Source organism: Leuconostoc carnosum (assembly GCF_014207505.1).
GTDB lineage: Bacteria > Bacillota > Bacilli > Lactobacillales > Lactobacillaceae > Leuconostoc > Leuconostoc carnosum.
Map to the genome: position 1 here is coordinate 136167 of NZ_JACHGL010000005.1, position 12652 is coordinate 148818.

Below are 12652 nucleotides of genomic sequence, written 5' to 3' on the forward strand. Positions count from 1 at the left end.
TACTCCTTTATTCTGATAATCCTGTATTCAAAATTTGATTTAAGTTTGCTTTAGTTGCTTGATAACTTGGCGACCGCCACTGACTAGAATAAAGTAAGTTAAACTGACCTGACTTTTTATCAGCTGTTGGTACTTTGCCTTGTAAAACACGATCCCAATTATCAGATATCATGCCATATTCGACTAATCTAATTTGTGAAGATTTTAATTTTTCAAGTGATCCAACATCATGCTTTAAAATCTTGTCAACGTCATTTTGTACCTTTTTTTGTGCAGCTGGCAAATCAATTGGCGTCACAATATAATTAACCTTAGCATTATGGTACTTATCAAATGACACTTTTTGGATACTATAGTCACGATCGGTTTGCAATGTTTGCATATAATGATTAGCTAAATCAGACATTACCGTCTTTTTATCATAAGTTTTACCAGCAAAATTGACCTGATTAGCAACCGTTCGTGTCGTGCTTAGCGTATGCTGAATACTAGCAGATATTTCGCTTTTCCAAGCCGCGTTAGATAGCAACACAATTGACTGAGCATTTTTAGCACTTGTCTCTCCAGTCAAACCAAAATCCAATACAGTTCGAGCGTCTTTTTCAACCAACTTCTCACGTGTATTTTGACTCACACCATCATAATTAAAACCAATAATTGCCACGGCAAAACCAATCACAGTTAACATAATCAACACTGAAACTATAGCCAATATTTTAGTATATCTGCTCATTTTATGTTTACTGGTGGACCAATTACGTTCCATACGAGAATGTGGTTTTTCACTAATTTCCTTTGGCATATTGTGCATCATCCTCCGTTTTCAACACTGCCATAAAGGCTTCTTGTGGCACATCTACGGTACCCACAGACTTCATACGTGCTTTACCACGTTTTTGTTTATCCAGTAATTTAGCACGTCGATCTGGATCACCTGTGTGAATTTTAGAAGTAACATCTTTACGATATGCCTTGATATTAGTACGTGCCAAAATTTTAGCACCAATTGCCGCTTGTACTGGAATTTCAAAGTTTTGACGTGGAATGATTTCTTTTAACTTCGATGTAATAATGCGGCCACGTTCAGTGGCAAAGTCACGATGCACAATAAAACTTAAGGCATCCACTTTTTCTGAATTAAGTAAAATATCAATTTTAACCAAATCTGATTGACGATAACCTGAAATGTCATAATCTAATGAAGCATAACCACGGGTACTAGACTTTAATTTATCGAAGAAATTAAAAATAATTTCTGACAAAGGTATTTTGTATTTCACATTCACACGCGTATCGTCTAAGTATTCCATAGTATCAAATTCACCACGCTTACGTTGTGCCAACTCCATAACCGCACCAACATAGTCATTAGGCACCATGATTTGTGCATCTACATATGGTTCTTCAATTGACTTTATTTTTGAAGATTCTGGTAACTCAGATGGATTTTCAATAGCTATAATTTCATCATCATTGGTGGTCACACGATAAGTAACAGAAGGTGCAGTCGTTACCAAATCCAAATCAAATTCACGTTCTAAACGCTCTTGGATAACGTCCATATGTAGCAAACCCAAGAAGCCAACGCGATAACCAAATCCCAATGCTTGTGAGGTTTCAGGTTCAAATGCCAGTGCGGCATCATTTAGTTGTAACTTCTCTAAAGCATCTCTTAAATCTGTGTATTTCGCATTATCAGATGGATATAAACCAGAATAAACCATTGGTGTCATTTGTTTATATCCTGATAATGACTCGCTAGCAGGATTGTTAACCAAAGTAATCGTATCACCGGAATGCGTTGTATGAATATCTTTGATTGCAGCTGTCAAATAGCCAACATCCCCCGCCATTAAATAATCACGCTTTTGAGCTATTGGCGACATCACACCAACTTCATTCACTTCGTATTCTGCACCAGTATTCATCATGCGAATCTTGTCACCGGGTTTAACAATTCCTTCCCGTACACGCAAATTAACAACTACGCCTCGATAAGCATCATAGGCGGAATCAAAAATCAATGCACGTAGCGGTGCTTCAATATCACCAGTTGGCGCTGGTAAATCTGTCACAATTCTTTCTAATAATTCTGGAATTCCAATATTTTTTTTAGCAGAAGCCAATATGGCTTCTGAGGCATCAATACCTATCACATCCTCAATTTCTGCACGAACTTTTTCAGGATCAGCTGCTGGTAAATCAATTTTATTAATTACTGGTAGTATTTCCAAGTTATTATCCAAAGCCAGATAGACATTGGCTAAAGTTTGGGCCTCGACACCTTGCGCAGCATCAACAACCAAAATAGCACCTTCAGCAGCAGCTAAAGAGCGAGAAACTTCATAAGAAAAATCGACATGCCCTGGTGTATCAATTAAATGAAAAATGTACGTTTCACCATCTTTAGCATCATAATGTACCTCAACAGCATTTAATTTGATAGTAATACCACGTTCACGTTCCAGATCCATCGTATCAAGCAATTGGTTCTGCATGTCACGTTCTGCTACGGTATGTGTTTGTTCCAAAATACGGTCCGCTATTGTTGATTTCCCATGATCAATGTGAGCTACAATGGAAAAATTACGGATATGTTTTTGGCGATCATTAAGTTGTTTTAAATTTAGGTCTGTCATATTTTTTAGCGCTAATCAGCGCGCACTTTCAATTAGTATTTCTATAATCTATTTTATCATGAAAGCGTATTAAAAAAGCGTGCCTTATACCAAAAATAAAAAAGCTTTCTAAAATACAAAGCTTTTTTATTTTAATCTTTTATCATGAAAAAAATTCAGTATGTGGACTTATATGTTGCTGACCCACATCTAATAACTGCATAACTGTTAACATCTGCTCATCACTGACGAGCTTTTTGCTTCCCGTAGTCAAAGTGTCAAAGATATTGTCATAAATGCGACCATAATCACCTGATACGCTTGGTATATATTTTTCGATGCGATCACCACTTTGATTGAAGTAAACGAGTTTACCATAATTTTGCGGTACATCCAAACCAAAGCCAGGTTCTCCGGGTAGTATACCAGTTTTCAAATCATTCTCTTGTTCATCAACTTGATATTTAATAAATGTCCCTTTGGTGCCACGCAACTGCCATTTTGGATACTGTATTGCCGCTACTTCCGTAGTTTGAACAGTTGCTTTGAAAGCTTTGTCATAAAACAAATTGACTTCAATTTGGTCAGTGACTTGACTATCCAAGATACGTGCTGAGCGCAAATCATAAGTGGCAGCTTTTGGTTTACCAAATAAACTAACCACTTGATCGATTAAATGTACACCATGATCGTACAATGCCCCATCAATTGACGAACCGTTTTGTAGCCCATCATTGGGACGATAATGATCCATGTGTACTTCAAGATCCACAAGACGACCCAAATAGCCATCAGCTAGTACTTTTTTCACAGTTAAGAAATCACTATCAAATCGACGACTCTGATAAGGCATTAACAAAACATTATTTTTATTAGCAAGATTAACCAATGTCTTGGCTTCGTCATAATTAGTCGCCATCGGCTTATCAACTATCACGTTTTTCCCAGCAGCTAATAATGTCTTTGCTATTTGATAATGGCTGGCTGAGGGTGTGACAACAACAACTAAATCAACTTTATCATCATTAACAATGTCTTCAATGTCAGTGGAGAAAATTGTGCCTGTCGCTTCCCAAGCAGCCTGTTCAACTGCTCTTTTACCTAATGTAGGTGTAATAATACGACGTACATTAAAATGATCTAAACGCAACTTTAAATAAGGTAAATGATAACGATTTGTACTTTTACCAAAACCAACGTAAGCAATATTTATCATGACGGATCCTCACTAGATTTCTATTCAACCGTGTGGTGTTTCAGTTTACAATGTTACCCCCTATTTAATAACAATCAACGATAAGTCACCCAACTCATTAATCACTCGATTAATCATATTCAACTGCGCATAGCGGTTATTTTTTACAACAACTTGCTCTGTATTAACCATTGTAACATCAAAATAATTTGCAATTGGTTTTTGTAACTTAGCTAACACCTCGTAAATTGCTTCTGCACCTTGTAATACCAGTGCAGATACATCAATATTTTGCGTTGCTTCATACAATGTTTTTTCAGCAGTATTTTCAAAAAGTGTCTCATCAACAGCATCATTCGTCACTTGCTTAACAGCTAAACGTGATACACGAGTTAATGCCTCAATAACATCACGGAAATTATCGTCTTCAGCATGCTGTGATAAAACTTGAATACGATCTGCTACAGCAACAACATCACTTGTCGTGGTATGAGTGCCAGCAGCTACAAGATCTTGGCGGATACCACTATCAATAGCTATTTTACGCACACGGTCTAAAATAAACATATGAATAGCTGACAAATCAGCTTGATTTGTCACATCAGAAGTATGCGATACGAAATTTTCCAATAGAGGTGTTAGCGTAACATGCCATTTTTTATCTTGTAATGTGCGCACAATACCAGTGGCTGCACGACGTAAGCCATAAGGATCATTTGAACCTGATGGAATCAAACCAGCTGAGAAAAATGTCACAATTGAGTCAAGCTTATCGGCAATTGCTAGTACAGCGCCAATGTCGGATTGTGCAACTTCCCCATTAGCCGAAGTAGGCATATAATGTTCACTCATTGCTTTAGCAACATCATCTTTTTCACCGAATAACTTGGCGTAATGTTCACCCATAACTCCCTGCAACTCATCAAATTCACCGACCATACCTGTCATTAAATCAAATTTATAAATATCTGCCGCACGAGCTAAATCAAGTTTTTGTTCTGAAGTAAATGCTAAATGTTCTGCCAAATATTCTGAAAGCTGGCTAACACGTTGCATATGTTCATACACTGTCCCTATTTTTTCATGAAAAACTAATTTTTTCACTTTGCCCATATAATCAGCAATTGTCTTATTTTGATCTTCATGGTAAAAGAATTCAGCGTCTTCTAGACGTGCAACCAAAACTTTTTCATTTCCAGCAATAACATTATCTAAGTGCTGATCATTTCCATTACGTACCGACAAAAAATGAGGTAGAAGTTTCCCTTCATGATCTGTCACAAAAAAGAAACGTTGATGTTCACGCATTGAGGTAATCAGTACTGCATCAGGTATCTGCAAATATTTATCATCAAAACTACCTGAAAATGCCGTTGGCCATTCAACAATATTATTAACTTCTTCTAGTAAATCTTGTGCTGCTGATGTATCAAGCTGCAGTACCCAATCATGTTCAGAAGCAATTGTCTCTAATTGCTGACGAATTTGTGCTTTTCGTTCATTAGCATTGACCATCACTGAAGCGGTTTGTAATGTTTTTTCATATACATCTGCATTAGCAAGTTCAACATTTTCGTTAGATAAGAAACGATGTCCTCGCGTGATACGACCTGTAGACACGTCTAAAATATTGAAATCAATCACTTCTGAATCAAGTAATGCTACAAGCCAGCGAATTGGTCGAACATACAGGAAATTGTTATCAGCCCACTTCATATAAGTTGAAAACTTCATTTGTGATACAACTTCATCACCAATTTTTTTCAGAATTACTGCAGCATCTTCCCCTGCAGTTTGCTTAGTTAACCATATGTAACCATCACGTTCTTCAAAATCTTCTGGTGTGCCACCTTGTCCTCTTGCAAATCCTTGTGCTGCCTTTGTCCAATCACCATTGTCATCTTTTGCACGATCAATTGAAGGCCCACGCTTCTCTTCTGATAGAGATTCCGATTGAGAAGCAACCTGGATTAACTGTACAGCTAACCGACGTGGCGTAGAATACGGCTTGATTTCACCAACAGATAAGCGGTGATCTGCCAAAAAAGTTTGAACGCGCGCAATTAATTGTGCTTCTGAACTACTAACCAAATGTGCGGGCATTTCTTCCAAGCCAATCTCTAATAAAAATGTTGACATATTACTTTGTCTCCTTCACTGCGTATTTACCATTTTCGCCAATATATTTATCACGTAAGTCAGTGTCTTTTAATAACGGGAATCCTAGTTTTGCACGTTCTTCGATAAATACCTTTGATACTTTACGTGCCATTGTTCGAATACGGTGTAAATATCCTGCACGTTCGGTCACTGAAACTGTACCACGTGCATCCAACAGATTGAACGTATGAGATGATTTCAAAATATAATCATAAGCTGGGTGAACAAGACCCAGAGAGAGCAAATGGGTTGCTTCTGCTTCAAACTCATCAAAATGTTTTAATAACATTTCTTGATTAGATTCTTCAAACGCATATTTTGAATGCTCAAATTCAGGTTCTTTGAAAATATCACCATAGAGGACACCGTTTCCCCATTCAAGATCGTACACAGTAGGTACATCTTGAATGTAGGATGCCAAGCGTTCTAATCCATAAGTTACTTCAGCAGTTACCGAGTCAACTTCAATACCACCAACTTGTTGAAAATACGTGAATTGGGTCACTTCCATACCATCGAGCCAAACTTCCCACCCGATACCAGCAGCACCCATTGAGGGATTTTCCCAATTATCCTCAACAAAACGAATATCATGCTCAAGTGGCTTAATACCTAACGCTTCTAAAGACCCTAAATATAATTCTTGAATATTTGATGGTGATGGCTTCATGACAACTTGAAATTGGTGGTGTTGGAACAAACGATTTGGGTTATCTCCGTACCGACCATCAGCTGGACGACGTGAGGGTTGTACATAGGCAGCATGCCATGGTTCAGGACCATTAGCACGTAAAAATGTATACGGTGACTGCGTTCCGGCCCCAACCTCATTATCATAAGCCTGCATCAAATTTGCACCTTGATTTGCCCAGTACTGTTGCAAATTTAAAATAATATCTTGAAGTGATAGTTTATTATTTGTCATTTTATTTTCCTTTTCTAAATAATTGTGCCATTGTAGCACCATCCATCAGCTTTTTACAGCATCAAAAAAACCGCTGTAAACTATCCAATGTCAAAATGATTGACATCAGGACGCTTACGCGCGGTTCCACCTGATTTCCTGCATATACTGCAGACACTCGAATTGTCTGCTAACTCCATCATCGCCACATGACTTCAACGTTTACAAACTTTAATATCTATTATTATGCACTGTAACCATCAGTACGTCAAGCACTGATAAATAACAGTAATACTCATTACAATCTAGAAATCAAATTGTTAATAATTCTTTTTCTTTCTCAGTAGCAATCATATCAATTGCTTTGATATTATCATCTGTCAACTTCTGAATATCATCTTCTGCATTGCGAGCATCGTCTTCAGGAATTTCTTTATCCTTTTTAACACTATCCATTGCATCACGACGTACATTACGGACAGAGACTTTTGCCTTTTCTCCTTCAGCTTTTACTTGTTTTGCCAAGTCTTTACGACCTTCTTCAGTCATTTGTGGAATTGCTAATCGCACAACGTTACCATCTGATGCTGGATTCAACCCCAAATCAGAAACATTTATTGCTCGAATAATTTCATCTAAAACTGTTTTATCAAAAGGTGTGATTAGCAAAATACGTGCTTCAGGTACTGAAATTGAAGCAACCTGGTTTAATGGTGTCATTGCACCATAGTATTCTACTTCAATACGATCCAAAATGTGCGGATTTGCACGTCCCGTACGAATACTGCCTAATTCCCGTTGCAATGCATCTTGTGCACCTTGCATACGTATCTTAGCATCTGTTAAATCAAAAGCCATTACTTTCCTCCTGTAACTGTTGTACCAATATTTTCACCCAAAACTACTCGTTTTAGGTTGCCAGTTTTGTTTAAATTAAAGACCACAAGTGGCATATCATTATCCATTGACAATGAACTTGCCGTTGAATCCATAACTTTTAAGCCTTTTTTCAAAATATCTAAATGTGTCAATTCAGTAAACTTAACAGCATTAGTATTTTTGTTAGGATCAGAATCATAAATGCCGTCAACACCATTCTTACCCATTAAGATAGCATCCGCATTAATTTCGTTTGCTCGTAATGCGGCTGTTGTATCTGTTGAGAAATAAGGTGAACCCGTACCTGCTGCAAAGATAACAATACGTCCTTTTTCCAAGTGACGAATAGCACGACCACGGATATATGGTTCAGCAATTTGTTGCATTGTAATTGCTGTTTGCACACGCGTATCTACACCAGTACGTTCCAATGCATCCTGTAGTACGAGCGCATTCATGGTTGTACCTAACATCCCAGTATAATCAGCACGTGAGCGTTCCATACCAATTTTTGAAGCAGGCTCCCCACGCCATAAATTACCACCACCAACTACGATAGCAATTTGTGTACCAAGGTCGTGCACCTCTTTTAAAGCCTTCGCAATTTCAGAAACCGTTTCCAGATCAATCCCTTGACCTTTCTCGCCAGCTAATGCTTCGCCAGAAAGTTTAATCAAAACGCGTTTGTACTTAATATCAGTCATGATTTACCTCATTTTCTATCTAATCAATTATACCAAAAATTGCCACAAAAAAAGTACGTTATTTTATAACGCACTTTTCAGGAAATACCATTTCCGAGTCGCTGCGCTTTTTTACGTTAACGACGCATATTACCAGAAAATTGGTCACTTACGTCTTAACCTAATTGCTTAGCAACTTCTTCAGCTAAATCAGTCACTGTTTTTTCAATACCATCACCAACTTGATAACGAACAAATGACTTTACTGAACCATTTTTTGATTCGATAAACTGTGCAACAGTTTGATCACCATTCTTAACGAATGCTTGATCTAATAATGAAATCTCGGCCAAGAACTTCTTAATACGTCCTTCAACCATCTTTTCTTTGATATTATCAGGTTTACCAGCTAAGTCTTCAGAAGCGAGTTGCACTTCCTTTTCCTTATTAACTACTTCTGCTGGCACTTCTGAATCTGATACATATTGTGGTGCAATAGCGGCAACATGCATTGCAATATCTTTAGCAGCTTCTTCTGAAGCACCATCAACTACAACCAAAGCTGATATTGAACCGGCCAAGTGAGAATAGGCACCAAAGTTTTCTGAATCTGACTTTGTAACGAGTTCAAAACGACGCAACGTAATTTTTTCACCAGTGATTTGTGTTGTACCAATGATTTTATCATTCAAAGTTTGACCTGATTCAACTTCTAATGCTAAAGCAGCTTCAACATCAGCAGGTGCAAATTCAACAATTGTATCCGCTACACACTTCAACAAATCATTAAATTCAGCATTACCCGCAACGAAATCAGTTTCAGAATTCAATTCAATAATTGCAGCTTTGTTACCTTGTACAGCAACATGCGTCATACCTTCAGCAGCAACACGGTCACCCTTCTTAGCGGCTTTAGCCATACCTTTTTCGCGGAGAAGGTCAATTGCCTTATCCAAATCACCTTCGGCCTCAACCAAGGCCTTCTTAGCATCCATCATACCAACAGATGTTTTATCACGTAATTCTTTTACTTGTGCAGCAGTAATTGCCATTGTATTGCTCCTCTAAAATATTGATATTTTTATTATAACATGTTCTGATCAAACAAAAATGCCGCTCCGCGTCCCAAACAGGTCCGCAGGAACGGCAAGTGTCATTAAAATAATTAGTTATTGCCTTCTTCAACAATGTTAGCAATTTCTTCGATAGATTCTGTGTTTTCGTCACCTTCAACAAAAGCATCTTCAGGTGCTGAATCTTCACCTTGACGACCTTCAACGATAGCGTCAGCCATCTTTGCAGTGATCAAACGTACAGCACGGATAGCATCATCGTTTGCAGGAATCTTAACATCAACAACGTCTGGGTTAGCATTCGTGTCAATCATAGCCACAACAGGAATATTCAACATGTTGGCTTCCTTAACGGCAATTTCTTCCTTCTTAGGATCAACAACAAACAATACATCTGGCAAACCAGGCATATCCTTGATACCACCCAAGAACTTATTCAACTTTTCACGTTGCTTATTTAGCAACACAACTTCTTTCTTAGGAAATTGTTCGAAAGTACCATCTTCAGCCATTGCTTCCAAGTCCTTAAGACGTTGGATACGTGACTTGATTGTATTCCAGTTAGTCAAAGTTCCACCCAACCAACGGTGGTTGATGAAGTATTGACCAGCACGCGTTGCTTCTTCAGCAATAGCGTCTGAAGCTTGCTTCTTTGTACCAACAAACAAAACGTTGGCGCCATCAGCTGATGCGTTACGAATAAAGTTATAAGCTTCGTCAACCAGCTTAACTGTTTTTTGTAAATCGATAATATGAATACCATTACGTTCTGTAAAGATGTATTCATCCATCTTTGGGTCCCAACGACGTGTTTGGTGACCGAAGTGAACTCCTGCTTCGAGGAGTTCTTTCATTGAAATAACTGCCATGTTATGGCCTCCTAGGTTTTTCCGCCGACAAATTCGACATTCATATTGACATTTCTGCACCTATATGAACTCGTCTGTCGTGTGTATTTATTGCAATTTGCAACAGCTAAAATTATACGTGATTTTCAAATTAAACGCAAGTATTTTTGTTAAATAAATTCAGTCACGACGCCAAATACTTGGACTAATATCATGCATGATTAAAAATACTTCTTTTTTCGGTCGTGTCAATTTTTTGAAATTGGCTTCAGCATGTAGCGCCTCACTCTTTGTCTCAAATTGTTCTGAATAAATTAATCGTAGTGGATGCCTTGATTTTACACGCGTAAACTTGGCCCCTTTTCTTGCTTCGTGAACTTTAAAACGACGAGACACATCATCGGTAAAACCACCATAAAAATAGCCGTCAGCAGTATATAAAACATAAAAAAAGTAAGGTTTCATTTAGTCCATGACGCTCCGTACAAAATTTCTTTTACTTCTGCAGTGTAATCATTGGCCATCGTATAAGCTATAATTGGTGGTAAAATGCGAACGCCACCAGGGCGTCCAGATTTAATAGCTTCGACTAATACCATATTAGCTTCGCGATCAACTTTACCATAGACAAACCTTATGCGCTTAATCATCAATTTGCGTGCCGACAAGGCAGCAAATATATCACTTAATCGTTCTGGTCGGTGTACCATGTAAAATTTACCATTGTTTTTCAATAACTTATTAGCAACTTGTGCTAATCCAGGTAAATCAATCGTCAATTCATGTCTTGCTAATTCATAGTGTTCATCCTTATTTGTTTTTGTGGTTTCATTTAGCGGAAAATAGGGCGGATTCGAAAGTACAGTTTCCGCAGATCCGGGTGCAATATCATCGAAAATAGCTTTCATATCTGACTTTAAAACACTGACACGTTCTTCTAAACCGTTCATGACGATACTACGTGCTGCCATATCAGCTAATTCTGGTTGGATTTCTACTAGCTTAATCTCCCCAGTGACTTTTGGTGCGTAAAACAGACCAACTGCGCCAGTTCCAGCACCGAGATCTACTGTTAATCCAGCACCTTTTCCTTTAATTCCTGCAAAATGCGCTAGTAAAATGGCATCTAAAGAATACGAAAACATATCTGGATTTTGAATAATATGAATATTTTGTGCAGGCAGTCCATCAATTCGCTCGCCTTTGTTAAGAATTGGTTCAATCATTGTGAATTTCTCGCTTTATCGTGTAAAATACATAGAGATAGTTGATATGAGGTGAATAAATAATGAAGTTTTATGATTTTCTACGTGGTATTGCAGTTGGTCTGATTTGGTCAATTAACGGACGCATCAAATATATGAATCGAGACCGTATACCAGTAAATGACAATTATGTCTTAGTCGGTCCACACCGTAGTTGGTGGGATCCCATATGGTATGCTATTGCGGCATATCCTAAACATTTTATTTTCATGGCAAAAATTGAATTATTCAAATTTCGGCCATTAGCTTGGTTGATTACGTCTGCTGGTGCATTTCCAGTTGACCGCAAAAACGTTAGCCCTAGTGTCATTAAAATTCCTGTTCGTGAACTGAAAACTGGGCAACGATCATTGATCATGTTCCCGTCAGGTTCCCGTCATGACAAAGACTTAAAATCTGGTTCACTACTTATTGCACGTATGTCTGGTAAAGCTATAGTTCCCGCTGTTTATCAGGGTCCTGTGTTATTCCGTCAATTATTTAAACGTAATAACACAACAATTAATTTTGGTGAACCAATTGTATTTGATAAAAGTGAAAAGTTTAATGCTGAGAGCATTGCCAAATACACAAAAAAGATGCAAGATGCTTTTGATCAATTAGACCGTGAAATTGATCCCGATTGGCAATATGTCGATCCAAAAGAACAATCATCATCTGAAAAAAAATAAGCCACTAGGCTTATTTTTTTTGTGATTGAGCACTTTGTTGCTTCATTTGAGCCATCATTTGATTTAACTTCTTTTGTGATGGTTTCTGTCCCATTGACATCATCATTGACTTCATCATTTCTTCAGAGATGGGCGGATTTTTTGCCAAATAATTCTTCATTGAATTACGTGCCAGAAAGAAACCAGCCACTAACCCAAGAGCCAAAGCCAAGACAGCAATCAAGATCACAAATCCGATACCTATAGTCATAGTTTTCCCCTTAATTATTGTCTAAAAAGTATTATAACATAATTCAAGTTGTAGATACACCGCTAATTATCATCTTAATTTTTAATATTTCATGAAGGAAAAGTTG

General features: G+C 37.7%; 13 protein-coding genes. 1 reads left to right on the forward strand and 12 read right to left on the reverse strand.

Annotated features, from left to right (window positions below; translation table 11 throughout):
• Window positions 1-7: 7 nt before the first annotated feature.
• The 11 genes from HNQ98_RS06740 to HNQ98_RS06790 all read right to left on the reverse strand — a co-directional run bounded on the left by HNQ98_RS06740 (window position 8) and on the right by HNQ98_RS06790 (window position 11586).
• Window positions 8-802 carry a GTP-binding protein gene (locus HNQ98_RS06740; RefSeq protein WP_135197376.1) on the reverse strand — a complete coding sequence of 265 codons (795 nt, stop codon included), beginning with the start codon at window positions 800-802 and terminating at the stop codon, window positions 8-10.
• Complete coding sequence (lepA, locus tag HNQ98_RS06745) at window positions 786-2639, reverse strand: translation elongation factor 4 (RefSeq protein WP_135197375.1); 1854 nt, start codon at window positions 2637-2639, stop codon at window positions 786-788. Before lepA ends, HNQ98_RS06740 begins: the two co-directional genes overlap by 17 nt.
• Window positions 2640-2781: 142 nt before the next feature.
• A complete protein-coding gene (locus tag HNQ98_RS06750; RefSeq protein ID WP_135197374.1) occupies window positions 2782-3834 on the reverse strand; it encodes a Gfo/Idh/MocA family oxidoreductase in 1053 nt (350 codons plus the stop codon).
• 60 nt (window positions 3835-3894) lie between these two features.
• A complete protein-coding gene (gene glyS / locus HNQ98_RS06755) occupies window positions 3895-5952 on the reverse strand; it encodes a glycine--tRNA ligase subunit beta (protein WP_135197373.1) in 2058 nt (685 codons plus the stop codon).
• Window position 5953: 1 nt separating this feature from the next.
• Window positions 5954-6898, reverse strand: coding sequence for a glycine--tRNA ligase subunit alpha (gene glyQ, locus HNQ98_RS06760; protein WP_041773199.1), 945 nt, complete (start codon window positions 6896-6898; stop codon window positions 5954-5956).
• A gap of 291 nt (window positions 6899-7189) precedes the next feature.
• The gene (gene frr / locus HNQ98_RS06765; protein WP_135197372.1) at window positions 7190-7735 is read right to left on the reverse strand and encodes a ribosome recycling factor; all 546 of its coding nucleotides are present in this window, start codon (window positions 7733-7735) and stop codon (window positions 7190-7192) included.
• On the reverse strand, window positions 7735-8460 hold the full coding sequence (gene pyrH / locus HNQ98_RS06770; RefSeq protein ID WP_014974228.1) for a UMP kinase: 726 nt from the start codon (window positions 8458-8460) through the stop codon (window positions 7735-7737). The genes frr and pyrH overlap by 1 nt, the downstream gene beginning before the upstream one ends.
• Window positions 8461-8615: 155 nt before the next feature.
• A complete protein-coding gene (gene tsf, locus HNQ98_RS06775; RefSeq protein WP_019041572.1) occupies window positions 8616-9491 on the reverse strand; it encodes a translation elongation factor Ts in 876 nt (291 codons plus the stop codon).
• A 113-nt stretch (window positions 9492-9604) separates the two neighbouring features.
• On the reverse strand, window positions 9605-10381 hold the full coding sequence (gene rpsB / locus HNQ98_RS06780) for a 30S ribosomal protein S2 (RefSeq protein ID WP_184285025.1): 777 nt from the start codon (window positions 10379-10381) through the stop codon (window positions 9605-9607).
• Between the two features lie 159 nt (window positions 10382-10540).
• Window positions 10541-10825, reverse strand: a complete 285-nt coding sequence (locus tag HNQ98_RS06785) for a GIY-YIG nuclease family protein (RefSeq protein WP_135197370.1) — start codon at window positions 10823-10825, stop codon at window positions 10541-10543.
• Window positions 10822-11586 carry a tRNA1(Val) (adenine(37)-N6)-methyltransferase gene (locus HNQ98_RS06790; RefSeq protein WP_135197369.1) on the reverse strand — a complete coding sequence of 255 codons (765 nt, stop codon included), beginning with the start codon at window positions 11584-11586 and terminating at the stop codon, window positions 10822-10824. The genes HNQ98_RS06785 and HNQ98_RS06790 overlap by 4 nt, the downstream gene beginning before the upstream one ends.
• A gap of 62 nt (window positions 11587-11648) precedes the next feature.
• Here HNQ98_RS06790 and HNQ98_RS06795 point away from each other — a divergent pair, with 62 nt between their 5' ends.
• Window positions 11649-12296: a lysophospholipid acyltransferase family protein gene (locus HNQ98_RS06795; protein WP_014974223.1), complete on the forward strand. Its 648-nt coding sequence runs from the start codon at window positions 11649-11651 to the stop codon at window positions 12294-12296.
• A 10-nt stretch (window positions 12297-12306) separates the two neighbouring features.
• Here HNQ98_RS06795 and HNQ98_RS06800 read toward each other — a convergent pair whose 3' ends face one another.
• Window positions 12307-12540 (reverse strand): YneF family protein, encoded by a 234-nt coding sequence (locus tag HNQ98_RS06800; protein ID WP_172600968.1) that lies wholly within the window; start codon window positions 12538-12540, stop codon window positions 12307-12309.
• Between the last annotated feature and the right edge of the window lie 112 nt (window positions 12541-12652).